We start from the raw sequence: 24,566 nt of genomic DNA, 5'->3' as shown, positions 1-24,566 counted from the left end.
GGCGTGACACGGCCAAGCATCCGCCGCCCCGGTGGCCCATCCCTCCCGACAGTGCCCGTCAGAAGGAGACCGCCATCTTCGCCCGCACCACCCCGCCGCCACTCCCGGAACTCAGCAACCTCGCCGCCGACGGCACCCTGCCGGGTATCCTCCGTCAGCTCTCCGGGCTCGGCGGCTGCACGCACCCCATCCGGCTGGACGGCCACCGCACCGAGTACGACGTCGACACCACGACCGGCGAGATCGGCCGTGTCCTCCAGCACCTCGACTCGACCGCCCTCCCGGCCGGCCAACTCCTCGTCCGCTGCAACAACCGTCGGACCACCCGCTGTCCGGCCTGCGCCGAGGTCTACCGCCGCGACACCTTCCACCTGATCACCGCTGGACTGCGCGGCGGCAAGGGCACTCCGGAACACGTCGCCGCCCACCCTCGCGTCTTCGCCACCTTCACCGCCCCCGGCTTCGGCCCGGTCCACAACCGCCGCACGGACGGCCGCTCCTGTCGCTGTGGCACCCACCACGACCAGGACGACGACGCCCTTGGCACACCGCTCGCCCCGGACACGTACGACTACGAAGCGGCCGTCCTCTGGAACGCGCACGCCGGACAGCTCTGGCGGCGCTTCTCCATCTACCTCCGCCGAGAGGCCGCCAAGCGCGCGGGCCTGTCACAGCGCCACTTCCGCCAGCACGCCCGCGTCTCGTTCGCCAAGGTCGCCGAGTACCAGAAGCGCGGAGCAGTCCACTTCCACGCCGTGATCCGCCTCGACGGCCCCGGCGGCGACACTCCGCCCCCAGCCTGGGCGACCGCCGAACTGCTCACGGACGCCATCGAGGCCGCCGCCGCCAAGGTCCACGTCGACGGCCCCGTCATCGACGGCCGTGCGCACACCTTCGCCTTCGGCCGACAGCTCGACGTGCGCACCATCCGCTCGGCCGACTTCGACGGCGGCCAGGAGCTGACCGAGCGGGCCGTCGCCGCCTACATCGCCAAGTACGCCACCAAGGGCGCCGAGACCGCCACGGGAGCTCTCGACCGCCCGCTCAAGTTCGCCGCCGAACTCGCCCAGCTCGACATCAGCGAGCACGCCCGCCGCCTCATCCGAACGGCCTGGACCCTCGGCGCCCGCAAGGACCTCGAACACCTCCGCCTGCGCGCCTGGGCCCACATGCTCGGGTTCCGCGGCCACTTCTCCACCAAGTCCCGCCGCTACTCCACCACCCTTGGCGCCCTCCGCGACGCCCGCGCCGAATGGCGCCGAGCCCAGGCAGCAACCGACGAACGGCCGGCGGACACGACTTACGTCCTCGCCCACTGGGTCTTCGCCGGCACCGGCCTGTCCGACGCGGAAGCCTGGCTGGCCGCGTCCCTCGAACCCGCGCCCGGAACCGAAGGAGAGCCCACCCATGGGTAGCCGACGCCTCGCTGTCGCGGAAACCGCCTCCGAGTCCGGTGGTCTGCCGTCGAGGTACCTGACTCCTGACGACCTGGTGGTGATGTTCGATCTGCCCAGCGTCGAGACGGTCTACCAGTGGCGCCGCAAGCGCACCGGTCCCCGAGGCTTCCGGGTCGGCCGGCACCTGCGCTACGACCCAGCGGACGTCCAAGCCTGGGTCGAGTCCCTACGGGAAGGGGCCGCCGCCTGATGGCCGGGCACATCCAGGACCGCTGGTACCGGACCGAGACCGGCCCGGACGGGAAGGTACGCAAGGTCAAGACCGAGCGCTACGGCTCGGGTCTCCGCTACCGCGCTCGCTACGTCGGCCCGGACGGCACGGAGAAGTCCAAGAGCTTCCCCGACCGTCAGAAGCGGCTCGCCGAACAGTGGCTGACGCAGACCGAAGCGGACATGGCGCGGGGTCAGTACATCGACCCCCGCGCGGCCAGGATCACCTTCCAGCAGTACGCCGAGAAGTGGGTGACCCACGCGCCGGACCCGAACACTCAGGCCTCGATGGAGTCGCAGCTTCGGTTGCACGCCTACCCCTACCTGGGGGCGCGCCCACTCGGTTCCTTCCAGCCCGCTCACATCCGCGATTGGGTGCGGCAGCTCCAGGAGAACGGCGTCCGTGGCTCGTATGCCCGGACGATTTACTCCAACGTGCGTGCCGCCCTGAGCGCGGCCGTGGACGACGGGCACCTTCCCCGGAATCCGTGCGCCGCTCGCTCAGTCCGTCCACCGACTGTGGACAACAAGCGCGTCCTGCCCTGGACGCCGGAACGGGTCTTCGCCGTCCGGGCCGGCATGCCCGAGCGCTACCAAGCCATGGTCGACCTGGGCGGCGGCTGCGGCCTTCGACAGGGCGAGATCCTGGGCGTGGCCGTCGACGCGATCGACTTCGAGGCGGACACCCTCCACGTGGTCCAGCAGCTCAAGCTGAGCCGCAGCAAGCCGGTCTTCGCCCCGCCGAAGGGTGGCAAGCTCCGGGACGTACCGCTCCCCGGTCCAGTCGCTGACGCCCTTCGGGCCCACATGAAGCGGTTCCCTCCGGTCGAGATCACCTTGCCGTGGAAGGTGGCGGACGGTCCTCCGGTGACCAAGCGGCTGATCTTCACCGGGCCGCGCGGCGGGCACGTCTGGCGTACGTCGCTCAACGAGGAGGTGTGGAAGCGGGCCCTCGCCTCGGCCGGCGTGATCCCCGAGCGGAAGCCGGGCGGGTCGTACGCCGAGTCGCGCGAGAACGGCATGCACGCACTCCGCCACTTCTACGCCTCGGTGCTCCTGGACGCGGGCGAGAACATCAAGGCCCTCGCCGAGTACCTCGGCCACTCGGACCCGGGCCTGACCCTCCGCGTGTACGCGCATCTCATGCCGTCGAGCCAGGAGCGCACCCGCAAGGCGGTCGCCGCCGTCTTCGACACGGCCCGGTCGTCCTCCTCCAGCACCTGACGGCCCGGAGACGGCCCAGCGGCAGCGAAAAGCCCCCTCCCAGCGGAGAACCCGCAGGTAGGGGGCTTACTCGTGGGCGGTTACTTCTTCTTGCCCTGGTTCTTGACCGCCTCGATGGCCGCCGCAGCCGCCGCCGGGTCGAGGTACTTGCCGCCCGGGGTGATCGGGTTGAAGTCGGCGTCGAGTTCGTAGGAGAGCGGGATGCCGGTGGGGATGTTCAGGCCCGCGATGTCGGCGTCGGAGATGCCGTCCAGGTGCTTGACCAGGGCGCGCAGCGAGTTGCCGTGGGCCGCGATCAGGACCGTGCGGCCGGCCAGGAGGTCGGGGACGATGCCGTCGTACCAGTAGGGGAGCATCCGGACGACGACGTCCTTCAGGCACTCCGTGTTCGGGCGCAGCTCCGGCGGGATCGTCGCGTAGCGGGCGTCGTGCGCCTGGGAGAACTCGGAGTCGTCCGCGAGCGGGGGCGGCGGGGTGTCGTAGGAGCGGCGCCAGAGCATGAACTGCTCCTCGCCGAACTCGGCCAGCGTGGCCGCCTTGTCCTTGCCCTGGAGGGCGCCGTAGTGGCGCTCGTTCAGGCGCCAGCTGCGGTGGACCGGGATCCAGTGGCGGTCCGCGGCCTCGAGGGCCAGCTGGGCCGTGCGGATCGCGCGCTTCTGGAGGGACGTGTGGACCACGTCGGGGAGGAGGTCGGCGTCCTTCAGGAGCTCGCCGCCGCGGACTGCCTCCTTCTCGCCCTTCTCGTTCAGGTTGACGTCCACCCAGCCGGTGAACAGGTTCTTCGCGTTCCACTCGCTCTCGCCGTGGCGGAGGAGGATCAGCTTGTACGGTGCGTCGGCCATGGGACAGAGCGTAATCCACGGGTTCCCGGGCCCGCCCGGCCCGGCCAGTGAGTGGACGGTTGACGGCATCTGTTAATCGAGTGGCCGGTGTCAGACCCCCTCTGTAAGTTGTGCTTGCCGCTTTTGCTTCTTACCGCGCCCCGTACCAGGGCGTCCTTCGATCCATGGGGGTCTTGTCATGTCCGCCGCCCGTCTCAGACGTGCCGCCCGGGAGACCGTCTCCGGGCTACCCCGTGAGTTCTGGTGGCTGTGGACCAGCACCCTCGTCAACCGGCTCGGCGCCTTCGTGGCCACCTTCATGGCCCTCTACCTCACCCTCGACCGCGGCTACTCCGCGTCGTACGCCGGTCTCGTCGCCTCGCTGCACGGGCTCGGCGGTGTCGTCTCCTCGCTGGGCGGCGGGGTCATGGCCGACCGGCTCGGCAGGCGGCCGACCCTCCTCATCGCCCAGTCGGCCACGGCCGCCTCCGTCGCACTGCTCGGCTTCATGACGAACCCCGTCGCGATCGCCGGCGTCGCCTTCCTCGTCGGCATGGCCTCCAACGCCTCCCGGCCCGCCGTGCAGGCGATGATGGCCGACATCGTCCGCCCCGAGGACCGGGTACGCGCCTTCTCCCTGAACTACTGGGCCATCAACCTCGGCTTCGCCGTCTCCTCCATGGCCGCCGGGTTCATCGCCGAGTTCAGCTATCTCGCCGGGTTCCTGATCGAGTCCGGGATGACCGCCGTCTGCGCGGTGCTCGTCTTCCACAAGCTGCCCGAGTCACGGCCCACGGCCACGGCCAGGCAGGCGGAGGCCCCCGTCGGCCTCGGCACCGTGCTGCGCGACGGGCGGTACATGGCCGTCGCAGGCCTGTCCTTCCTGGTCGCCCTCGTCTTCCAGCAGGGTTCCGTCGGGCTTCCGGTCGCCATGGGCCGCGCCGGGTTCTCACCCGCCGACTACGGCGTCGCCATCGCCGTCAACGGCATCCTGATCGTCGCCCTGCAGATCCCGGTCACCCGGTTCATCGAGCACCGCGACCCGCGCACCCTGCTGGTCCTCTCCTCGCTGCTCGCCGGTTACGGCTTCGGGCTCACCGCCTTCGCCGGGTCGGTCGGCGTCTTCATGGTCACCGTGTGCGTCTGGACCCTCGCCGAGATCGTCAACGCCCCGACCCAGACCGGACTCGTCGTACGGCTCTCCCCCGCGCACGGGCGCGGGCGCTACCAGGGCGTGTACACGCTGTCGTGGTCCCTCGCCGCGCTGGTCGCGCCCCTGATGTCCGGCGCGGTGATCGACCACTGGGGCGCGGCCTGGCTCTGGGGCATGTGCGCCGTCGTGGGAACCGTCGCCGGCCTGGGATACGGCCTGCTCATGCGCGGGCTCCCGAAGGAGAACCCCACCGCAGTGGCCCCGCGGACCGACGCCGAACCCGAGGTCCGTACCGCCTGAGAAGCCAGGCGGATCGCGAGGCAACGACCGAGCCCCCGCGCGGCGGTTCTCCGCCGGCAGGGGCTCGGTGTGGTGATCGGGACGATCAGATGGCGGCGTTGAAGCCGATCTGGTGGGGCTGGCCGAGGGCGCCCAGCACCTCGCCCTGGACGGCGCCGAGCTGCGACGCCAGGGTGTCGCTGCTGAGGGTCGTGGAGTCGAGGGTGAGGCTGGCCTCGGGGCTCAGGCCGCCGGAGACGCCGTCGAGCTCGGCGTCGGAGATCTCGACGGTCTGAACCTGGTGAGCGGAGTTCATGGGGAAACGCCCTTCGCATGGTGGTCCACAGGGGAAGCGGCCCCGCCGGGGACAGAGGGCGGGCCGCGGCCGCAGGCGTACGCCGTCCCTTTCAGGACACCTGGCGTGATCCCAGCGGCGCGAGCGATCAAACCACGGAGCGCGCCGGGGCAGCCAGCCAACGGGCGTTCACTCCATGCCGGTTGGCCGCGCCAGGTGACTCATCCGTGCGCACACGGTCACGCTTTGGGGCCTGTTTCTGCACATGCCGCGCCACACAGGCAGGCCACAGGTCTTGCCGGCGTCGCGCCGACCAGGACAACTCGGTACCAACGGAACCCTCGCACCCCGCAGTTGCGTGCGCCTTGTGCAGATTCCGTTCCGGTTGGCGTCGACCATTTAATTCCAGTACTCAGGGAATGCAATTGTCTGGGTATTAATAATTCGGTCAAACGCCGCCCCGTTCAGGTGACCCGCATTCCCCCGAACGCACCAAAGCCCACCTCCGGCGGCCGTCGTTAGGTGACCGTGACGCTATTGGACCGGCTCGCAGCCGATGATTACCCGACGATCTGGTTCCGCCAGGCCGACGACGTGGACATCACGTCCTGCTCGGACCTGCTCGATGATTTTCTGACGACAATCAACACCATGGAACATGAATATCGCCGGGCGTTGGCGAATCTGTACGGAGCTTTCTGAGTGGAGGGCGCGGAGGGTTTACCGATGGACAGGATTCAGCAGGACCCCGGTCTCTACGACCCCGCCTGGACCGACCCCGCCTGGACCATCCCGGAACCGGACCTCGTGTCGAGCGAGTGGGACCCGGTCGAGGAACTGGCCCAGATACTGGCCGCCCCGGCCGCCGCGAACCCCGCTCCCACCCCGCTGGACACGCCGCCTCCGCGCAGAAGCAGCCGGCGACGGATCCGCAATGAATCCCATCTGCTCGACGGTGGCCGGCGCGTCACCCACATCACGCTCCTGATCGGGGCGGTCTCGCTGTGCGCCGTGATCATGCTCGTATGGTCCGTCGCCTATTCCTATGGGCAACTGCGCGCGATCGCCTCGGCGGTGCTCCCCATGAGACTGGCGCAGTGGTGGCCGCTGACGGTGTACGGGCCGTGGTTCGTGGCGGCACTGTCCGTCCTGCGGGCCACCGCCCAGCGCCGCAGCGCGCGGCGGTCCTGGTGCATCGTGCTGGCCGCCTCCGCGATGGCCGTGGGGATGTGCGTGAGCCACTCGTCGCAACGGGTCCTCTCGCTGGTGATCTTCGGGATTCCGCCGGTCACCGCCCTGGTGTGCTTCTCGGAACTCGTCGGCCAGCTCTCCTCCAGGAACCGGCCCCGGCATGCCGCGCACACCGACCCGCCCAATCCACGCGCCGAAGGGTCGTGAAGGGCGCTCGCCGCGCTCGCCTGCCCTCCCGACCGAGCCCCCTGCCTGCGGATTCACCGCCGGTAGGGGGCTTTTCGGCACGCCGCCGGAAAGGCGCTCGACCGTACGAGTGGTTAGTTCGGTGAGCGGTTTTTCGGAATGAATACCCGGGGTAGCTCGGCGGAGACTTGTCGTCCCACATGAGGCGGAAAACCATGCGCGTACGTAGTGCCCTGGCCATCGCGATCGCCACCCCCGTTCTGCTCGCCACGATCGGAATGACGGGCGCGTCGGCCGCCACTCGACCCTCTCCGCAAAAGCCCACGCCCGAGGAATCGTTCGTCCGGCCCCAGCCGATCGCTCCCGGCACCGACGGCCGGGCCAGGAAGACCACCGATGAGGACGCGGAACCGGAGGAAGGCCTCCTGGGCACTCTCGCCGGTGAACTCGTGGAGCGCGTGGGGCCGCCGGCACGTCGGTGACGCGCGTCACATCGCGTCCCGTCACATCCGGCCGTGCCGACCCGTCAAGGAGGTGTACTCACCCACGACCCACCCCTGGAGCACACCATGGAACCTCGTCTGAACCTCTTCACCAACCCGGTCACCGGCAAGTTCTTCAAGTACATCAACTCGGCGGGGAAGGTGGTCACGGACTCCACCCTGCCGGCCGCGACGCAGGAGCTGGTGAAGATCCGGGCCAGCCAGATCAACGGCTGTGCGATGTGCACCGACATGCACACCAAGGACGCGACCGCCGCCGGTGAGACCGCCCAGCGGCTGAACCTGGTCGCGACCTGGCGGGAGGCCAAGGTGTTCAGCGAGGCCGAGCGGGCCGCGCTGGAGCTGACGGAGCAGGGCACCCGGATCGCCGACGCCGCCGGCGGTGTCCCGGACGAGGTCTGGGCGAACGCCGCCAAGCACTACGACGAGGACCAGCTCGCCGCCCTTGTCGGGCTGATCGCCCTGATCAACGCCTACAACCGCGTCAACGTCATCGTCCAGCAGCCCGCCGGCGACTACCAGCCCGGCATGTTCGACTGACCCGGGAACTAAGACCTCACGGGTGCATCCGTGCGCCCTTGAGGACCTTGTCCACACCGCTGCGCGGGCCGTACACCGCCAGCCCCACCAGGTCCAGCTCCGCGGTGGGTACGGCGCGGACCGCCGCGCGGTTGTCGCGGTCGTTGCCGGTCGCGAACAGGTCCGAGGTGAAGACGGCCCGGGACAGGGCACGGCTCAGTGCCCTGCCGTGGGCCGCCTTCAGGGTCTCCTTCGAGCCCTCGAAGACCAGCACCGGCTGGCGGAACATGGGCAGGTACGGCACCCCGTCCGCGTCCTCGTACGGCTCGCCGATCACCTCGGGGACCTGGCTGCCGAGGCCGCTGACCAGGAAGGCCGTCACATTGAGGCGCTGCCAGGGCTCCAGGTCCTCGCGCAGCAGCACGGCGATCTTCGTGTCGAAACGGATGGGTTCATTGCTCATGCCATGAGACTGCCCACCGCCGTACGACGCCGTCTTGTATGTTCTTTGCGTGGCCGACCAGCAGGAAGTCTCCGCCTGGCGCCCGCGCGTCCCGGGTGTCGTGGAGGTCTTCCACGCCCACTTCACCGAGTACGCCTACCCGATGCACGTCCACGACGCCTGGACCCTGCTCATCGTGGACGACGGGGCCGTACGGTACGACCTCGACCGGCACGAGCACGGCACCCCGCACGACACCGTGACCCTGCTCCCGCCGCACGTGCCGCACAACGGCTCCCCCGCCACCGCGGACGGCTTCCGCAAGCGGGTCGTCTACCTCGACACCAGCCGGCTGGCCGGCGATCTGATCGGGCGCGCCGTCGACACCCCCGATCTGCGGGATCCCGTACTGCGCAGACGCGTCGGGCAGTTGCACTCCGCCCTGGCCCGCCCCGGCGACGAACTGGAGGCGGAGAGCAGGCTGAGCCTCGTCGGGGAGCGGCTACGGGAGCATCTGCGGCGGGCGGGCGCAGCGGCACACCGCCCGGATCCCGTGCTCGCCCGTTCGCTGCGCGAGCTGCTCGACGCCCGGGTGGCCGACGGGGTCTCGCTGGAGGAGGCGGCGCGGCTGCTGCACGCCCATCCCGCCCACCTGGTACGGGCGTTCAGCGGCGCGTACGGCATCGCCCCGCACCAGTACCTCATGTCCCGCCGGGTCGGGCGGGCGCGGCGGCTGCTGCTGGACGGGCTGGCGCCGGGCGAGGTGGCCCCGGCCGCCGGGTTCTACGACCAGGCCCATCTCACCCGGCACTTCAAGAAGCTGGTGGGGGTGACCCCGGGGCGCTACCGCAGCAGCTCGCGCTGAGCGTCGTACAGATTGCGCGGGCGTACGGCGTCCGTGGTGCCGTACAGCTCCAGACGGGAGCGCAGGTCGCCGGTGAAGTCGGGGACGTCGATCTGGTCGAACTCGCTGACCGTGTTGAGGCCGACGGTGGCCGAGCGGGGGGCCAGGCCGTCGATCTTCATCAGGCCCGCGCGGCCGTTGGTGACCCGGATGTTCCAGTGGGTGAAGCGGGCGCCGAACAGGGGCCCGGCGTTGGCGTCTCCGCCGTGGCGGCCGTCGTTGTTCACCGTGATGTCCGTGCGGACGTTCGCGAAGGGCAGGCCCCGGTGGCTGTCGAAGGTGCCCATCTGCATCTCCCCGCGCGACCAGGCGTTGTACGACGACAGCCCCTCGACGTTGATGCCGTGCAACTGCGTGTTCGGTGGGGCGGGGACCGTGCGCCGCTCGATCGTGAAGTCCTCGATCAGGTTGTCGTGGGAGCCCTCGCGGCAGAAATACGGGTGATGCGAGCCGCGGCCGGTCACGCGTGTACGGCGCAGGGTGCAGGCGGAGGCGGCGACCAGGCCGAAGCCGTTGTCCACGTGGGTCACCGTGACGTCGTCCGCCCAGCAGTCGTAGGCGCACTGCAGGACCACGCCGTTGTAGCCCTTGTCCAGCAGATGCGGGGACTGCGGAGTCTCGACCGCCTCCAGGGTCAGGCCCTCGACGCCGGAACCGGTCAACGCGGCGACATGTGTGGCCAGTTGGGGGTTCCATTCGGGGCGTACGTCGAGCGGGAGGGGGCGTTCGAGGGTGATCCGGCGGCCCCGGACGCGGGTGATGCGCACCGGCCACTCGTAGGGGACGTAGGACAGCAGCTTCGTCTTGTCGTCCCAGGAGTACGACGCCGGGCCCGGGCCGCCGCCCGCCATGTGCTGCAGGAGGGTGTGGGACTGGTCGTCGCACAGGCGCAGGAGGACGAGCCCGCCCGGGTGCAGGGCCGAGGCGTCGGCGACCGTGATCGTCCAGGAGCCCTGCCGCGCCGGTTCCACCGCCGTCAGGGCCGTCCACTCGTCCCGTTTGTTGCCGGTCCAGCCCTCGAAGGGCCAGGCGCGGGACCGGATCGCGGCCACCAGGGAGTCCCAACGGGCCTGCGGAGCCAGCCAGATGAGTCCGCCCGCCCAGGACCAGGCCGACTTGTCGCCGCCGTAGCGGGATCCGTAGACACCGATCAGCTCGGTGAGGGACTTCGTCGCGTGGAGCGTCGTACGACCGCTGCCCGCGCCGCGCAGGACGACGTTCGAGGCGCCGATGCGGATCAGGTCGTCGATGCGGAAGGTGCCGGGCGGGATGGTGACCGTGCCACCGCCGGCCCTTCCGGCGGCGGCGATGGCACGGTTGATCGCGGGGGCGCAGTCGGTGGCGCCGTCGGGTACGGCACCGTAGTCGGTGACGTCGGCGAAGAAGCGGGGGCGGGTCGTGGTGCGGCAGCCGGCCCGGCCGACGTACGGGATCTGCGGGTGGGTGAAGGGGGTGCGCAGGAACTCCCGCCAGGCAGTGGGGACTTCCGCCGTCGTCGCCGCCGCCGTGCCGGTGGCCGCGCCCAGGGCCACAGCGGTGGCGCCGGCCAGGAGTGTCCGTCTGCTCACGTGCCCGTGGTTCATGTCCAGCCACCCCTTCGTATTCATGTTCATGAACGACGTTCAGGAATGCGTTGGCCGTGAGCATGCCACTGGTGCTGCCCGTGCGGGAAGGGGTCGTGCGGTCAGTCGGCGGGGCGCTCGATCAGATGCCTGAACGCGTCCAGGTTGCGCGTGGACTCGCCCCGGGACACCCGCCAGGCGTACTCCTTGCGGATCGAGGAGGCGAAGCCCAGCTCCAGGAGGGTGTTGAAGGCGCCGTCGGCCGCTTCCAGGACCTGGCCGAGGAGGCGGTCGATCTCGTCGGGGGTGACGGAGGCGAGGGGCAGACGGGCGGTGACGTAGATGTCGCCGAGGCGGTCGACCGCGTAACTCACGCCGTACAGCCTGAGGTTGCGCTCCAGGAGCCAGCGGTGGACGCCGGCCTCGTTCTCGTCGGGGTGCCGGATGACGAAGGCGTTGAGCGACAGGGAGTGGCGGCCGACGAGGAAGGAGACCGTCGTGGACAGCTTGCGGGTACCGGGCAGCTTGACCACGTAGTTTCCGGGCTCGGGGCTCTCCCACTCCAGCTCGGCGTCCTTCAGGACACCTTCCAGGACCTGCCCGGTCTTGTCGACGTCACCCATGGTGGGAGCGTACGCGACGGCGGTGCGACTGGGTCGCGGCCGTGTAGGCGTCGGCGGTCGCGGCGGCGGCCCGGTCCCAGCCGAAGGACCGCGCGTGCCGGGCGGCGGCCCGGCCCATCCGGGCGGAGAGTTCCGGCTCGTCGACGAAACGGCTCAGCACGCGCGCGTAGTCGGCGGGACGGTGCCCTTGGACCAGGAATCCGGTGTCGCCGTCCCGCACGGCCACCGGGAGGCCGCCGACCGAGGCCGCGAGCACGGGCGTGCCCGTCGCCTGCGCCTCTATGGCGACCAGGCCGAACGACTCGCTGTAGGACGGCATGACCAGCACGGACGCGGCCCGGAACCAGTCGGCGAGCTGCTCCTGGCCGACGGGCGGGCGGAACCGTACGACATCCGCGACACCGAGCCGGGCGGCGAGCTTCTGCAGCCCCTCCGGCTTGGCGAGCCCGCTGCCGCTCGGGCCGCCGACCACCGGGACGAGGATGCGGGAGCGCAGCTCGGGCCGCTCGTCCAGCAGGACGGCCACCGCCCGCAGCAGGACGTCCGGGGCCTTCAGCGGCTGGATACGGCCCGCGAAGAGCGGGATCAGGGCGTCCTGCGGGAGGCCGAGGCGGGCGCGGGCGGCGGCGCGGCCGTCGGCGGGGCGGAAGCGGTCGAGGTTCACGCCCGGGTGGACGACGGCGACCTTGGCGGGGTCGGCGGCGTAGTGCTGCACCAGCTCGGCGGCCTCCTCGGCCGTGTTGGCGATCAGCCGGTCGGCCGCGGTGACGATCTGGGTCTCGCCGATGACCCGGGCGGCGGGCTCGGGGGTGTCGCCGTCGGCCAGGTTGGCGTTCTTGACCTTGGCCATGGTGTGCATGGCGTGCACCAGGGGGACGCCCCAGCGCTGGGCGGCGAGCCAGCCGACGTGTCCGGAGAGCCAGTAGTGGGAGTGGACGAGGTCGTAGTAGCCGGGGCGGTGACCGGCCCAGGCCTGCATCACGCCGTGCGTGAAGGCGCACAGCTGGGCCGGGAGGTCCTCCTTGGCGAGGCCCTCGTAGGGACCGGCGTCCACGTGCCGGACGAGGACACCGGGGGCCAGCTCGACCGTGGGCGGCAGACCGCCCGCCGTGGCCCGGGTGAAGATCTCGACCTCGATGCCGAGGGCGGCGAGCCGCTGGGCCAGCTCCACGATGTAGACGTTCATGCCGCCGGCGTCACCGGTACCGGGCTGGTGCAGCGGGGAGGTGTGCACGGAGAGCATGGCGACCCGGCGGGGCCTGCGGTGCAGCCGGAGCCGTGACGGGGCCGACGGGGAGCGTCGCCCGAGCCTGCTGACGTACTGGCTCACCTGGCGGTCCTCTCCTCACTGCGGGCATGCCGGACGGAGGACCGACGTCGCCCTCCGAGGAGTCCAACAGCTGCCGGGCGCGTGCCATTTCCCGATCATGATGCTTTACTTAATCATTACCCGTGGTCGATCAACCGTTCGACGCACCTTGTCGGGGCACGCCCCCGCTTACCCTCGTATGCATGACAGCCCGCGCAGCGCCCCGCCCCGTGGGAACGGTGACGCGCGGGACCACCAACCCCAACCGGCTCCGCCGTATGGACCGCTGGATAGCGGCGACCCACGGCGGCGAACTCCGGCGTGCCGACGACCCCCTGGCCATCGATCTCGGCTACGGCGCCGCCCCCTGGACGGCCGTGGAACTGCTCGGCCGGCTGCGCACGGTCGCCCCCCGCACGCACGTGATCGGTATCGAGATCGAACCGGAGCGGGTCGTGGCAGCGCGGCCGTACACGCGGGAAGGCCTGGCCTTCCGGCACGGCGGCTTCGAGGTGCCCGCACCCGGGCGGCCGATGCTCATCCGGGCCGCCAACGTGCTGCGCCAGTACGACGAGCCGGAGGTCGCCGCCGTCTGGGAGCGGCTGTGCGCGCGGCTCGCCCCGGCCGGCGGCGGCTCGCGTGGCGGGCTGCTGGTCGAGGGGACCTGCGACGAGATCGGGCGGCGGCACGTGTGGGTGGCGCTCGGCCCGGAGGGGCCGCGGACCGTCACCTTCGCCACCCGGCTGGGCTCGTTGCGGCAGCCGTCCGACCTCGCCGAGCGGCTGCCGAAGGCGCTGATCCACCGGAACGTGCCCGGCGAGCCGGTGCACGCCTTCCTGCGCGACTTCGACCGCGCCTGGGCCGCCGCCGCGCCCTACGCCTCCTACGGCGCCCGTCAGCGCTGGCTGCGCGCGGTGCGGGACCTGACGGCCGACTGGCCGGTCACGGACTCCCCGGCCCGCTGGCGGCAGGGCGAAGTGACCGTGGCGTGGGCGGCGTTGGCGCCGAAGGGCTGACATCACCCGTTCGGGGCCGGTGAGACGGAACGGATCCCGCGCGCCGTTCGTCACACCGGCGGGGAGATCGTCATGCCGAGGCGGTTCAAGGGGGTACCTCTACCTCTGTCGCTTTGTGCCGCAACGTGACACCATCCCCGGGGCACCGTAAGTTACTGACGGTAAATCAGTTTTGGGGGCAGTGTGATGGGCTGGGGCAAGCGCAGCATCCTCTCGGCCGCCGTGACCGTGGTCTGCGCGGTGACCGTGCTGGCCGCGCCCGGCACGGCCTTCGCCGACCCGGAGCCGACTGCGAGTTCCTCGCCGACTCCGAGCACGTCGCCGACTCCCGCACCGGACAAGGACCTTGAGAAGGTCCGCGAGAAGCTCGACAAGCTCTACCATGACGCGGCCGTCGCCACCGACGCCTACAACGCGGCGGAGGAGAAGACGAAGCAGCAGTCCGCCGCGATCGTCTCGCTGGCCAGGAAGATCGACGAGGGCCGGCAGAGGCTCGCCAGGCTCCAGGACCAGGCGGGCGCCGCGGCCCGCGAGCAGTACCGCACCGGCGGCATGCCGCCCACCGCCCAGTTCCTGCTCAGCAACGATCCCGGACAGGTCCTGGACGGGGCCGGGCTGGTGCTCCAGGGGCAGCGGGCGACGAAGTCGCTGATGAGCGAACTGACCAGCACCCAGAAGCAGTTGCAGGCGTACGCCGACGACGCCGCCGCGCAGTGGAGGAAGCTGGACGCCGAGCGCCAGGCCAAGGCCGCTGCGAAGAAGAAGATCCAGCAGCAGATCGACGCCGCCGAGAAGCTCCAGTCCGACCTGGTGAAGAAGGACCAGGAGCGGCTCGCGCAGCTGGAGGAGCAGGCCGCGCTGAAGGCGCAGACCACCTGGCTGGACACCGGCATCCTCAAGAGGATCCACGGCACGGCCTCCGCGCAGGGCGAGAAGGCCGTCGCGTTCGCCACCGCCCAGCTCGGCAAGCCGTATGTGTGGGGCGCCGAGGGCCCGAAGTCCTACGACTGCTCCGGCCTGACCTCCCAGGCCTGGGCGGCGGCCGGCCACCCCATCCCGCGCACCTCGCAGGAGCAGTGGCAGCAGCTCAAGCACGTCGACATCAAGGACATGCGCCCCGGCGACCTCATCATCTACTTCGACGACGCCAGCCATGTCGCCATCTACATCGGCGACGGCGCGATCATCCAGGCCCCGCGCCCGGGACGGGACGTGACGGTCGCGGGCGCCGGCTCGATGCCGATCCTGGGGGTGGTACGGCCCGACGCGTGAGGCAGGTCATGTCCTCATAAGTGCCTGTGGCGTACGCCATGTGACCCACCGCACCACCAACCCCCCGCCCAAACCCCGGCCGGACGTGAGCTTCGTCATCCCCCCAGGCGGGGCACCCTGTCCAACTGTCGTACGGAACGCGGCATATGACAGCGGCCTGCGCGAGAGCGACGCGGCTCACACCATTCCATCGGGGCGGTCAATGCCGCTATGGTCACCCGTCGGTGGCTTCGAGACCCTCGACGCCGCCCATGCCCTCGGGGGAGGGAAGGAACCAAGACGATGCCCGTACCCGTACCGCGGCAGAGAGCGATCCCGGCCGTGGAGAGTGGTCAGGCGCAGGCCGCCACCGCAGTCGGCGGCCCCCTCAAGGAAGAGGCCCACCGCGACGCCACGCCCACGAACGGCGGCGGCGCCACTCTCACCCTGCTGCTGATCGAGGACGATCCGGCCGGTTCGCCGATCGTGCCCGACCTGCTGGACCCGGCCGGCAAGCCGATACGTGTCCGTACCGCCCGCAACCTCACCGAGGCCGAGCGGCTGCTCACCGACGACGTCCACTGCATCCTGCTCGACCTGGCGCTCCCGGCGCCGGGCGGCAGCGACACCGACGACGAGCTGGCCGTGCTCAAGCACGTGCTCCGGCTCGCGCCCCGGCATGCCGTGCTCGCGCTGACCGCCTCCGGCGACGCCGAGCGCGGCACCGAGGCCGTGCGCGTCGGTGCGCAGGACTACCTCTTCCGGGACGAGCTGGACGGCCGGCTGCTGAGCCGTGCCATCCGGTACGCGGTGGAGCGGAAACGTTCCGACACCGCCGAGCGGCGGCTCGCCGAGGGTCGGCTGCGCGCACAGGAGAACCGCCGTCTGGAGCGCGGGCTGCTGCCCACGCCCCTGCTGGAGGGCTCCTCGCTGCGCTTCGCCGCCCGCTACCGCCCCGGCCGCTCCCGGGCGCTGCTGGGCGGCGACTTCTACGACGCCGTCCGCACCCCCGACGGCACCGTGCACGCCATGATCGGCGACGTCTGCGGCCACGGCCCGGACGAGGCCGCGCTCGGCGTGGAGCTGCGCATCGCCTGGCGGGCACTGACGCTCGCCGGGCTGTGCGGCGACGAGCTGCTCGGCACGCTCCAGGAGGTACTGGAGCACGAGCGGGCCGACGAGGAGATCTTCGCGACCCTGTGCACGGTGGACATCGCGCCCGACGGCCGCCACGCGGGCCTGTGCCTGGCCGGCCATCCGGCCCCGCTGCTCGCCCGCCCCGGCCGCCCGGCCCGGCTGCTCCCCTACGACAACAACGGCCCCGCCCTCGGCCTGCTCCCCGGCGCCCGCTGGCCGCGGATCCAGGTGGAGCTGGGTGCCGAGTGGAGCCTCATGCTCTACACCGACGGCCTGATCGAGGGCCGGGTCGGCGAGAGCGGGGAGCGGCTGGGGCAGGACGGGATGGTGTCGATGATCCGCCGCCAGCTCGCCGAGGGTCTGCGGGGAGAGGGGCTGCTGCGGGCCGCGGTGAGTGAGGTGCGGGACCTCAATGGCGGGGAGCTGACCGACGACGTGGCGGTGGTCCTGCTGGACCGGACGCCGTAGGCCGGGACCTCACCCCAGGGGTTGCCCGGCTTCTAGCGACCGCCGTTCCAGGGACCGTACGGACCATCGCTGCTGCTCCCTCGGCCCCGGCGCCGGAAGCCCTTGCCACCCGACACCTGCTGAAGCGCCGGCCGTACGTCCACGAAGAAGACGATCGTGGCGACCAGGCCCGCGAGCTGCAGGAACAGCCAGGGCACGAACAGGTTCACCGCTACCGCGACGCCGAGGATGATCAGCCAGAACCCCTTGTTCTGCTTGTCCGCGGCGCGGTACGCGTCGTCGCGGTAGATCGCGGCCATCACGAACGCCACGATGGCGAACGCCAGCATGGCGGTGAAGATCAGCCACATCACTCCGCCGATTGCCGTCGTCAGCACAATGCCCACCACCCGATCCGACTCGTCCGTACAGCCACCGTACCCGTACAACGGGCCGGGCACCCCCAAGGTGCCCGGCCCTTTGTCGTCCCTGCCGTGCCGGTCACTTGGCCGGCGGGGTCGTCTTCTTCGCCGTGGTGCTCTTGCGCGGGGCCGGGGTCTTCTTCGCCGCCGGCTTCTTGTCGGCGGCCGTCCCGGCCTGGGCCTCGGACTCGGCCGGCTTCGGCTCGTCCTCGACCGGCTCGGTCCTGCCCTCGACGGCGATCGCCAGGTCCTCGATCTCCTCGGCGGCCTCGCCGCGCCAGCTCTTCACGGTCTGCTCGCCGTGCTCGGCGACCTTCTCGTAGGTCTCGCGGGCCTTGACGGCGTACTCGGCGGCGACGCCGACGCCGCGCAGGGCGAGGTCCTGGGCCTGCTCGCCGAGCTTCTTCAGGTCGACGTCGAGGGTGCCGAGGAGTTCGTTGACCTTGGTCTGGAGGGTCTCCTGCGCCTCCTTGGCCCGGGCGGTGGCCTTCTCCTGCACGGCCTTGGGGTCGGTGTTGCGTACGGCCTCGATACGGGCCGGGGCCTCCGCGCGCAGCTGCTCGACCAGGGCGGGCACCTTCTTGGCCTGCTGGAGGGCGAGGTCGGCGGTGCCGGCGGCGAAGTAGAGCGGGGTCGGGTCGCTGAGGGTCTTGCGCAGGTCGTCGGTGATGGCCATGGTGATCAGGTCCTCCCGGATTCGCGTTCGGCTGAGGTTGGTGTGGTCCGCGGTGTGGCGGCCGGCGCCCTGGTCCGGTTACCCGGCCGTCCGCCGCGGGCCCGCATCGGCATCGTGTCCGCCGGCCGTGCCGGTACCGGGCACGCGGGTGCTGCCGGTGTCCGCTTCCTGTGCGCCGTCCTCGTCGTCGGCGCTCTCGCCGACCCCGAATCCGTTCTCTTTCCGGAAGGACTCGTAGATCTGGAGCAGCACCTGCTTCTGCCGCTCGTTGAGCGAGGGATCGGCGAGGATGACCGCCCGGGTCTCCACCTCGTCCCGGTCCCGCTCGGCGTCGAGGATCCCGGCGCGGACGTACAGCGTCTCGGCGGAGATGCGCAGGGCCTTGGCGACCTGCTGGAGCACCTCCGCGCTGGGCTTGCGCAGCCCGCGCTCGATCTGGCTCAGGTAGGGATTGGACACGCCGGCGGCGTCGGCGAGCTGCCGCAGCGACAGCTGGGCGTTCCGCCGCTGCTCGCGCAGGTACTCACCGAGATTGCCGACGTTCAGTGATGCCATGCCTCCACCTTGCCCCACCGTCGCTAACAATTGCAAGCACCCGCTTGCAAAAGTGTCTCGCGGTCATGCACGTGGGCGGGGTGCGGTGACGCACGTCCTAGCCCGCCTCCGGTTCGGCGGAGGCGAAGTCGTACGTGGCCCAGTCGCTGACCAGGCGGTACCCGATGCACTGATAGAGGACGTTGCTGGTGGGGTTGGCCGCGTTCGTGAACAGCGCGACCTCCGTGGCGCCCGCGGCCAGCGCGGCCCGGCTCACCTCGGCCGACTGCGGGCACGGGGGGCGGCCGCCCATTGCCGGACCTACCGCGCCAGTTCCGCCGGTTCGTCCAGGTAGGCCAGCTTGTGCGGGTTGCGGACCACGTAGATGCGGGTGATCCGGCCGGCCTCCACCGTGAAACCGACCGCGCTGGGTTCGCCGTCGAACTCGATGCGGCCGGCCGGTGTGCCGTTGAGGCATACGGCCGTCGTGGCCAGGGTGTCCACCGCGCGGTGTGCGCGCGCGAGCACCCGTGCCACCGCGTCGGCTCCGTGGAACGGAGTCAGAGCCGCGGGGACCACCCCGCCCCCATCGGTGATCATGACCACGTCGGGGGACATGATCTCCAGCAGCTCCCGCAGGTGCCCGGTGCGCAGGGCGGCCAGGAAGCGGTCCACCACCGCCTGCTGCTCCGCACGGCTCACCCGCACGCGCGGGCGCCGGGCCGCCACGTGCTCGCGGGCCCGCCGCGCGATCTGCCGTACCGCGGCCGCCGTCTTCCCGACGGCCTCGGCGATCTCGCCGTACGACAGGTCGAAGACCTCGCGGAGCACGAACACCGCGCGCTCGGTCGGCCCGAGGGTTTCGAGGACCGTCAGCATCGCGATCGAAACACTCTCCGCGAGCTCGACGTCCTCGGCGACATCGGGGCTGGTCAGCAGCGGTTCCGGCAGCCATTCGCCGACGTAGTCCTCGCGGCTGCGCGACAGCGTGCGCAGCCGGTTGAGCGCCTGCCGGGTGACGGTCCGCACGAGGTACGCCCGCGGGTCGCGCACCTGCGAGGCGTCGACGCCGGCCCACCGCAGCCAGGACTCCTGCAGCACGTCCTCCGCGTCGGCCGCCGAGCCGAGCATCTCGTAGGCGACCGTGAAGAGCAGGCTGCGGTGGGTGACGAAGGGGTCCTCGGTCATGAAGCCGGCTGCTCCCGGCGTCCGGCCAGCGGGATCTCGCAGGCGTCGGAGAAGCCCTGCGACGTGACCCCGAGCGCCGTGTTGTTCCTGGTCGCGTAGTTGGCGAAGGCGATCGACGCGGTGAGTTCGACCAGCGCCGCCGGGCCGAGCCGGTCCAGCAGGCGGGCGGACAGCTCGTCGGTGACGGTCGGCGGGGTGCTCGTCATGGCCTCGGCGTACTCCATCACGTCCCGCTCCAGCGGGGTGAACACCTCCGACTCCCGCCAGCGCGGCACCTGGCTCGCCTTGGTCAGGTCCAGGTTCTTGTTCTGCGCCTGGAAGTAGTTGATGTCGAGGCACCAGCTGCAGCCGACCCGGGCCGCGACGGCCATGTGCGCGAACGACTTCAGGCTCTCGTCCGCCACCTCCCACGCGTTCACCCTGGCCCCCATCTCCTGGCCCGCCTCGGCGACCGCGGGGTTGTGCCAGGTGACCTGAAGGGGTTCGGGTACGGCGCCGAACTGCTCGATCATGCTCGCGGTGAGCTCCGGGGTGAGCTCGGCCTTCGGGACGCGGAGCGTCATGGTGTCCTCCTCATGTGCTGACCGGTTCGGCATGAAGACACCGGCGGCCCCGCGGATGTGACACCGGCCCGCGTCAGTCGGTGACGAGGTCCTCCGGCGCCGACCGGGCGAGCCCGGCGAGCGTGCCGAGCGCCTGGGCCAGGACGTCCGCTCGCGCGGTGGCGAGGCCGAGGCGGACGGCGGCCGGGGCGTGGCCGCTGCCGATGGTGAACGCGGCCGCCGGCACCACCCCGATGCCGTGCCGCGCTGCCGCGGCGACGAAGGTGTCCGCGCGCCAGGGGTGCGGCAGTTGCCACCAGCAGTGGTAGGAGCGCGGATCGCTGCGCACGGCGAAACCGGCGAGCTCCCGGGCCGCGATCCGCTGCCGGGCCACCGCCTCCCGCTGCTTGGCCCGCACCAACTGCCGTACGGTGCCGTCCTGCTGCCAGCGGTGGGCGGCCTCCAGGGCGAACCGCATCGGCACCCCGCCGCCCGCGCGCAGGGCGGCGCCGATCCCGCCGCTCAGCGCGGGCGGTGCCACCGCGAAGCCGAGGGTCAGACCGGGCGCGACGCGCTTGGAGAGGCTGTCGATCAGTACGGTCCGTTCGGGGGCGTAGGCGGCGAGCGGACGCAGTTCGTCGCGCAGGAACGCCCAGACGGTGTCCTCGACGGCGGTCAGTCCGAGGCCGGTCAGGACCTCGGCCAGCGCTGCGACCCGTTCCTCGGGCATCGACAGCGACAGCGGGTTGTGCAGCCTCGGCTGGACATAGACGGCGTGCAGCGGGGCCGCGGCATGGGCTTCGGCCAGGGCCTGCGGGACCAGTCCGTCCTCGTCCATGGCCAGCGGTACGAGGGTGATGCCGAGCCTGGCCGCCATGGCCTTGACGACGGGGTACGTCAGCTCCTCGACACCGAGGCGGCCACCGGGCGGTACGAGCGCGGTGACGGCGGCCGTAAGGGCCTGCCGTCCGTTGCCCGCGAACAGGATCCGGGCCGGGTCGGGGCGCCAGCCGCCGCGGGCGAGGAGGGCGGCGGCGGACTCCCGCACGGACGGCAGGCCGGACGCGCCGACCGGGCGCAGGGCCTGGCCGAGCACGTCGGGGCGCAGCAGCCCGCCGAGCCCCTCGGCGAGCAGCGCGCTCTGCTCGGGTACGGCCGGGTGGTTGAGTTCCAGGTCGACGCGGGTGGCCGCCGGTTCGGTGAGCGCGAGGGCGGTGCCGCCGGGGCCGGCGGACGCCGCCCGCACGAACGTGCCGCGGCCCACCTCCCCCACCGTCAGGCCGCGGCGGGCCAGTTCCCGGTACACGCGCGTGGCGGTGGAGTTGGCGATGCCGCGCTGCCGCGCGAACGCGCGCTGCGGGGGCAGGCGGTCGCCGGGCCGCAGGGCGCCGGACCTGATCTCCTCGGCGACCGCGTCGGCGACGCTCAGGTAGTCCTTCACGGCATCCCATCCCAGCACAGGATTGCACCGAGCGCAATGTATTGATTGCACTGAGACATTGCCCTGCCCTACGCTCGCGGCAGACACCGTGACTAGGGGGTTTTCGTGGTTGACGTGAGCGGGATCCTCGGCGTGGCGGTGGTGGCACTCGGCATGGTGCTCACCCCCGGCCCGAACATGATCTATCTGGTCTCCCGGAGCATCACCCAGGGCCGCCGCGCCGGGATGATCTCCCTCGGCGGGGTGGCGCTGGGCTTCCTGGTGTACCTGCTCGCCGCGAACCTGGGCCTGTCGGTCGTCTTCCTCGCCGTACCGGAGCTGTACGTCGCGGTGAAGCTGGCCGGCGCCTGCTACCTCGCCCACCTGGCCTGGAACGCCCTGAAGCCGGGCGGCGTCTCGGTCTTCGCCCCGCAGGACGTGCCGCACGACTCGCCGCGCAGGCTGTTCGCCATGGGGCTGATGACGAACCTGCTCAATCCGAAGATCGCCATCATGTACGTGTCCCTCATCCCGCAGTTCATCGACCTGGACCGGGGCCATGTGCTGCTCCAGGGCCTGGTCCTCGGCTCGGTGCAGATCGTCGTCAGCGTCGCGGTGAACCTCACCATCGTGCTCGCCGCCGGCACGATCGCCGTCTTCCTCGCCCGCCGCCCCTCCTGGCTCAAGGCGCAGCGCCGGCTGATGGGGACGGTGCTCGGCGGGCTCGCCGTCTCGCTGGCCGTGGACACTTCGGGACCGGCGTAGCCGAGCGGGCCGAGGCCGTCAGGATTCGAGAAGCGCCCGGCGGTGCGCCCCGGCTACCGTGACCGCCATGACCGACGCCACCGCACCGCACGCAGCCGACAGCCACGACCTGATCCGGGTGCACGGAGCCCGGGAGAACAACCTCAAGGACGTCAGCGTCGAGCTCCCCAAGCGCCGCCTGACCGTGTTCACCGGCGTGTCCGGCTCGGGCAAGAGCTCGCTGGTGTTCGACACCATCGCCGCGGAGTCACAGCGGCTGATCAACGAGACGTACAGCGCGTTCGTGCAGGGCTTCATGCCGACGCTGGCACGCCCCGAGGTCGACGTGCTCGACGGGATCACCACCGCGATCATCGTGGACCAGCAGCGGATGGGCGCCGACCCGCGCTCCACCGTCGGCACCGCCACCGACGCCAACGCCATGCTGCGCATCCTGTTCAGCCGGCTCGGCAGGCCGCACATCGGCTCGCCCAAGGCGTACTCCTTCAACGTCGCCTCGATCAGCGGTGCCGGCGCGGTCACCGTGGAGCGCGGCGGGCAGCAGGTGAAGGAGCGGCGCAGCTTCAGCATCACCGGCGGCATGTGCCCGCGCTGCGAGGGCCGGGGCACGGTCACCGACCTCGACCTCACCCAGCTCTTCGACGACTCCCTGTCCCTCAACGAGGGCGCGCTCACCATCCCCGGCTACAAGACGGGCGGCTGGAACTACCGCCTCTACACCGAGTCCGGCCTGTACGACCCGGACAAGCCGATCCGTGACTTCACCAAGCGGCAGCTGCACGACTTCCTGTACCGCGAGCCGACCCGGATGAAGATCGCGGGCATCAACATGACCTACGAGGGTCTGATCCCGCGGATCCAGAAGTCGATGCTCGCCAAGGACAAGGAGGGCATGCAGCCGCACATCCGGGCGTTCGTGGACCGTGCGGTCACCTTCACCGTCTGCCCCGAGTGCGAGGGCACCCGGCTCACCGCGGCGGCCCGGTCCTCGAAGATCGACGGCGTCAGCATCGCCGACGCGTGCGCGATGCAGATCAGCGACCTGGCCGAATGGGTACGAGGGCTGGCCGAGCCGACGGTGGCGCCGCTGCTGGCGTCGCTGCGGCACACCCTCGACTCGTTCGTGGAGATCGGCCTCGGCTATCTCTCGCTGGACCGGCCGGCGGGCACGCTGTCGGGCGGCGAGGCCCAGCGCGTGAAGATGATCCGCCATCTCGGCTCGTCGCTGACCGACGTGACGTACGTCTTCGACGAGCCGACCATCGGCCTGCACCCGCACGACATCCAGCGGATGAACGAACTGCTGCTGCGGCTGCGCGACAAGGGCAACACCGTGCTCGTCGTGGAGCACAAGCCGGAGGCCATCGCGATCGCCGACCATGTCGTCGACCTCGGCCCCGGCGCCGGTACGGCGGGCGGCACGGTCTGCTTCGAGGGCACCGTGGCGGACCTGCGGGCCAGCGGCACCCTGACCGGCCGCCACCTCGACGACCGGGCGGCGGTCAAGGACACGGTCCGCAAGCCGGCCGGCACCCTGGAGATCAGGGGCGCGACGACGCACAACCTGCGGAACGTGGACGTGGACATCCCGCTCGGCGTGCTCTGCGTCGTCACCGGTGTCGCGGGCTCCGGCAAGAGCTCGCTGGTGCACGGGTCGATGCCGTCGGGCGCGGACGTCGTGTCCGTCGACCAGACCCCGATCCGCGGCTCGCGGCGCAGCAACCCGGCGACGTACACCGGGCTGCTGGAGCCGATCCGCAAGGCGTTCGCCAAGGCCAACGGCGTGAAGCCGGCGCTGTTCAGCGCCAACTCCGAGGGCGCGTGCCCCACCTGCAACGGCGCCGGTGTCATCTACACCGACCTCGCGATGATGGCCGGTGTCGCCACGACCTGCGAGGAGTGCGAGGGCAAGCGGTTCCAGGCCTCGGTGCTGGAGTACACCCTCGGCGGGCGGGACATCGCCGAGGTGCTTCAGATGCCGGTGACGGAGGCGGAGGAGTTCTTCGCCTCCGGCGAGGCGCGGGTCCCGGCGGCCCACAAGATCCTCGAACGCATGTCGGACGTCGGCCTCGGCTACCTCACCCTGGGCCAGCCGCTCACCACCCTCTCCGGCGGCGAACGCCAGCGCCTGAAGCTGGCCACGCACATGGCCGACAAGGGCGGCGTCTACATCCTCGACGAGCCGACGACGGGCCTCCACCTGGCCGACGTCGAGCAGTTGCTGTCCCTCCTCGACCGCCTGGTCGACTCCGGCAAGTCGGTCATCGTCGTCGAACACCACCAGGCGGTCATGGCCCACGCCGACTGGATCATCGACCTCGGGCCCGGCGCCGGCCACGACGGCGGCTCCGTGGTCTTCGAGGGCACCCCGGCGGACCTGGTGAAGGCCCGCTCCACCCTCACCGGCGAGCACCTGGCGGCGTATGTCGGCGTATGAGGCCGGCGAGGGTGGTCCTGGGGATTCCCCCGAAGGCGAGGGCTTCGGCGCCG

27 protein-coding genes are annotated in these 24,566 nt (G+C 71.2%); 14 read left to right on the top strand and 13 right to left on the bottom strand.

Annotation, left to right across the window (positions count from 1 at the left end; genetic code table 11):
* The first annotated feature begins 137 nt into the window (after window positions 1-137).
* The 3 genes from BFF78_RS23115 to BFF78_RS23105 are packed head-to-tail and all read left to right on the top strand — an operon-like array spanning window position 138 to window position 2,891.
* The gene (locus tag BFF78_RS23115) at window positions 138-1,415 is read left to right on the top strand and encodes a replication initiator (protein WP_079161433.1); all 1,278 of its coding nucleotides are present in this window, start codon (window positions 138-140) and stop codon (window positions 1,413-1,415) included.
* Complete coding sequence (locus BFF78_RS23110) at window positions 1,408-1,647, top strand: helix-turn-helix transcriptional regulator (protein ID WP_069780141.1); 240 nt, start codon at window positions 1,408-1,410, stop codon at window positions 1,645-1,647. Before BFF78_RS23115 ends, BFF78_RS23110 begins: the two co-directional genes overlap by 8 nt.
* Window positions 1,647-2,891, top strand: coding sequence for a tyrosine-type recombinase/integrase (locus BFF78_RS23105; RefSeq protein WP_069780140.1), 1,245 nt, complete (start codon window positions 1,647-1,649; stop codon window positions 2,889-2,891). Before BFF78_RS23110 ends, BFF78_RS23105 begins: the two co-directional genes overlap by 1 nt.
* 80 nt (window positions 2,892-2,971) lie before the next feature.
* Here BFF78_RS23105 and BFF78_RS23100 read toward each other — a convergent pair whose 3' ends face one another.
* Window positions 2,972-3,733 carry a phosphoglyceromutase gene (locus BFF78_RS23100; protein ID WP_069780139.1) on the bottom strand — a complete coding sequence of 254 codons (762 nt, stop codon included), beginning with the start codon at window positions 3,731-3,733 and terminating at the stop codon, window positions 2,972-2,974.
* A gap of 178 nt (window positions 3,734-3,911) precedes the next feature.
* Between BFF78_RS23100 and BFF78_RS23095 the strand changes: the two genes are divergently transcribed.
* Complete coding sequence (locus BFF78_RS23095) at window positions 3,912-5,165, top strand: MDR family MFS transporter (RefSeq protein WP_069780138.1); 1,254 nt, start codon at window positions 3,912-3,914, stop codon at window positions 5,163-5,165.
* A gap of 85 nt (window positions 5,166-5,250) precedes the next feature.
* Here BFF78_RS23095 and BFF78_RS49760 read toward each other — a convergent pair whose 3' ends face one another.
* Entirely contained in the window at window positions 5,251-5,460 is a 210-nt protein-coding gene (locus BFF78_RS49760) for a hypothetical protein (RefSeq protein ID WP_069780137.1), read from the bottom strand.
* A gap of 501 nt (window positions 5,461-5,961) precedes the next feature.
* Between BFF78_RS49760 and BFF78_RS23085 the strand changes: the two genes are divergently transcribed.
* From BFF78_RS23085 to BFF78_RS23070, 4 genes are all read left to right on the top strand, one after another.
* Window positions 5,962-6,141: a hypothetical protein gene (locus BFF78_RS23085; protein WP_069780136.1), complete on the top strand. Its 180-nt coding sequence runs from the start codon at window positions 5,962-5,964 to the stop codon at window positions 6,139-6,141.
* Between the two features lie 24 nt (window positions 6,142-6,165).
* Window positions 6,166-6,837, top strand: coding sequence for a DUF2637 domain-containing protein (locus tag BFF78_RS23080; RefSeq protein WP_069780135.1), 672 nt, complete (start codon window positions 6,166-6,168; stop codon window positions 6,835-6,837).
* A 194-nt stretch (window positions 6,838-7,031) separates the two neighbouring features.
* Window positions 7,032-7,298 (top strand): hypothetical protein, encoded by a 267-nt coding sequence (locus tag BFF78_RS23075; RefSeq protein WP_069780134.1) that lies wholly within the window; start codon window positions 7,032-7,034, stop codon window positions 7,296-7,298.
* An 87-nt stretch (window positions 7,299-7,385) separates the two neighbouring features.
* Window positions 7,386-7,859, top strand: a complete 474-nt coding sequence (locus BFF78_RS23070) for a carboxymuconolactone decarboxylase family protein (RefSeq protein ID WP_069780133.1) — start codon at window positions 7,386-7,388, stop codon at window positions 7,857-7,859.
* Window positions 7,860-7,875: 16 nt separating this feature from the next.
* On the opposite strand, the gene BFF78_RS23065 is transcribed toward BFF78_RS23070, so the two are convergent.
* On the bottom strand, window positions 7,876-8,301 hold the full coding sequence (locus tag BFF78_RS23065) for a DUF2000 domain-containing protein (RefSeq protein WP_069780132.1): 426 nt from the start codon (window positions 8,299-8,301) through the stop codon (window positions 7,876-7,878).
* 49 nt (window positions 8,302-8,350) lie between these two features.
* On the opposite strand from BFF78_RS23065, the gene BFF78_RS23060 reads away from it, so the two are divergent.
* Window positions 8,351-9,145, top strand: a complete 795-nt coding sequence (locus BFF78_RS23060; protein ID WP_069780131.1) for a helix-turn-helix transcriptional regulator — start codon at window positions 8,351-8,353, stop codon at window positions 9,143-9,145.
* Here the strand turns inward: BFF78_RS23060 and BFF78_RS23055 are convergent.
* From BFF78_RS23055 to mshA, 3 genes are all read right to left on the bottom strand, one after another.
* The gene (locus tag BFF78_RS23055; protein ID WP_193433522.1) at window positions 9,124-10,767 is read right to left on the bottom strand and encodes a glycosyl hydrolase family 28-related protein; all 1,644 of its coding nucleotides are present in this window, start codon (window positions 10,765-10,767) and stop codon (window positions 9,124-9,126) included. The two genes, BFF78_RS23060 and BFF78_RS23055, sit on opposite strands and share 22 nt — an antisense overlap.
* A 101-nt stretch (window positions 10,768-10,868) precedes the next feature.
* Window positions 10,869-11,369: a type III secretion system chaperone family protein gene (locus BFF78_RS23050; protein ID WP_069780130.1), complete on the bottom strand. Its 501-nt coding sequence runs from the start codon at window positions 11,367-11,369 to the stop codon at window positions 10,869-10,871.
* Window positions 11,362-12,699, bottom strand: coding sequence for a D-inositol-3-phosphate glycosyltransferase (gene mshA / locus BFF78_RS23045; protein WP_069780129.1), 1,338 nt, complete (start codon window positions 12,697-12,699; stop codon window positions 11,362-11,364). Before mshA ends, BFF78_RS23050 begins: the two co-directional genes overlap by 8 nt.
* A gap of 182 nt (window positions 12,700-12,881) precedes the next feature.
* Between mshA and BFF78_RS23040 the strand changes: the two genes are divergently transcribed.
* The 3 genes from BFF78_RS23040 to BFF78_RS23030 all read left to right on the top strand — a co-directional run bounded on the left by BFF78_RS23040 (window position 12,882) and on the right by BFF78_RS23030 (window position 16,550).
* Window positions 12,882-13,694 carry a class I SAM-dependent methyltransferase gene (locus tag BFF78_RS23040; RefSeq protein WP_193433521.1) on the top strand — a complete coding sequence of 271 codons (813 nt, stop codon included), beginning with the start codon at window positions 12,882-12,884 and terminating at the stop codon, window positions 13,692-13,694.
* Between the two features lie 186 nt (window positions 13,695-13,880).
* The gene (locus BFF78_RS23035) at window positions 13,881-14,966 is read left to right on the top strand and encodes a C40 family peptidase (RefSeq protein WP_069780127.1); all 1,086 of its coding nucleotides are present in this window, start codon (window positions 13,881-13,883) and stop codon (window positions 14,964-14,966) included.
* 282 nt (window positions 14,967-15,248) lie between these two features.
* The gene (locus tag BFF78_RS23030) at window positions 15,249-16,550 is read left to right on the top strand and encodes a PP2C family protein-serine/threonine phosphatase (RefSeq protein ID WP_069780126.1); all 1,302 of its coding nucleotides are present in this window, start codon (window positions 15,249-15,251) and stop codon (window positions 16,548-16,550) included.
* Window positions 16,551-16,582: 32 nt separating this feature from the next.
* On the opposite strand, the gene BFF78_RS23025 is transcribed toward BFF78_RS23030, so the two are convergent.
* From BFF78_RS23025 to BFF78_RS22995, 7 genes are all read right to left on the bottom strand, one after another.
* Window positions 16,583-16,900 (bottom strand): DUF2516 family protein, encoded by a 318-nt coding sequence (locus tag BFF78_RS23025; protein ID WP_069780125.1) that lies wholly within the window; start codon window positions 16,898-16,900, stop codon window positions 16,583-16,585.
* Between the two features lie 130 nt (window positions 16,901-17,030).
* The gene (locus BFF78_RS23020) at window positions 17,031-17,627 is read right to left on the bottom strand and encodes a hypothetical protein (protein ID WP_069780124.1); all 597 of its coding nucleotides are present in this window, start codon (window positions 17,625-17,627) and stop codon (window positions 17,031-17,033) included.
* 78 nt (window positions 17,628-17,705) lie between these two features.
* Window positions 17,706-18,182: a helix-turn-helix domain-containing protein gene (locus BFF78_RS23015; RefSeq protein WP_069780123.1), complete on the bottom strand. Its 477-nt coding sequence runs from the start codon at window positions 18,180-18,182 to the stop codon at window positions 17,706-17,708.
* A gap of 97 nt (window positions 18,183-18,279) precedes the next feature.
* Complete coding sequence (locus BFF78_RS23010; RefSeq protein WP_069780122.1) at window positions 18,280-18,474, bottom strand: GNAT family N-acetyltransferase; 195 nt, start codon at window positions 18,472-18,474, stop codon at window positions 18,280-18,282.
* A gap of 8 nt (window positions 18,475-18,482) precedes the next feature.
* A complete protein-coding gene (locus tag BFF78_RS23005; protein ID WP_069780121.1) occupies window positions 18,483-19,349 on the bottom strand; it encodes an RNA polymerase sigma-70 factor in 867 nt (288 codons plus the stop codon).
* The gene (locus BFF78_RS23000; protein WP_069780120.1) at window positions 19,346-19,912 is read right to left on the bottom strand and encodes a carboxymuconolactone decarboxylase family protein; all 567 of its coding nucleotides are present in this window, start codon (window positions 19,910-19,912) and stop codon (window positions 19,346-19,348) included. The genes BFF78_RS23005 and BFF78_RS23000 overlap by 4 nt, the downstream gene beginning before the upstream one ends.
* Window positions 19,913-19,985: 73 nt before the next feature.
* On the bottom strand, window positions 19,986-21,332 hold the full coding sequence (locus tag BFF78_RS22995; RefSeq protein WP_069780119.1) for an aminotransferase-like domain-containing protein: 1,347 nt from the start codon (window positions 21,330-21,332) through the stop codon (window positions 19,986-19,988).
* Between the two features lie 105 nt (window positions 21,333-21,437).
* Between BFF78_RS22995 and BFF78_RS22990 the strand changes: the two genes are divergently transcribed.
* Window positions 21,438-22,076 carry a LysE family translocator gene (locus BFF78_RS22990; protein ID WP_069780118.1) on the top strand — a complete coding sequence of 213 codons (639 nt, stop codon included), beginning with the start codon at window positions 21,438-21,440 and terminating at the stop codon, window positions 22,074-22,076.
* 67 nt (window positions 22,077-22,143) lie between these two features.
* Complete coding sequence (locus tag BFF78_RS22985) at window positions 22,144-24,513, top strand: ATP-binding cassette domain-containing protein (protein WP_069783743.1); 2,370 nt, start codon at window positions 22,144-22,146, stop codon at window positions 24,511-24,513.
* Window positions 24,514-24,566: the final 53 nt, after the last annotated feature.

The sequence above is a fragment of the Streptomyces fodineus genome, from assembly GCF_001735805.1.
Lineage (GTDB): Bacteria > Actinomycetota > Actinomycetes > Streptomycetales > Streptomycetaceae > Streptomyces > Streptomyces fodineus.
The sequence above is the reverse complement of the archived record's forward strand: the minus strand, read 5'-3'. Positions and strand labels throughout refer to the sequence as shown.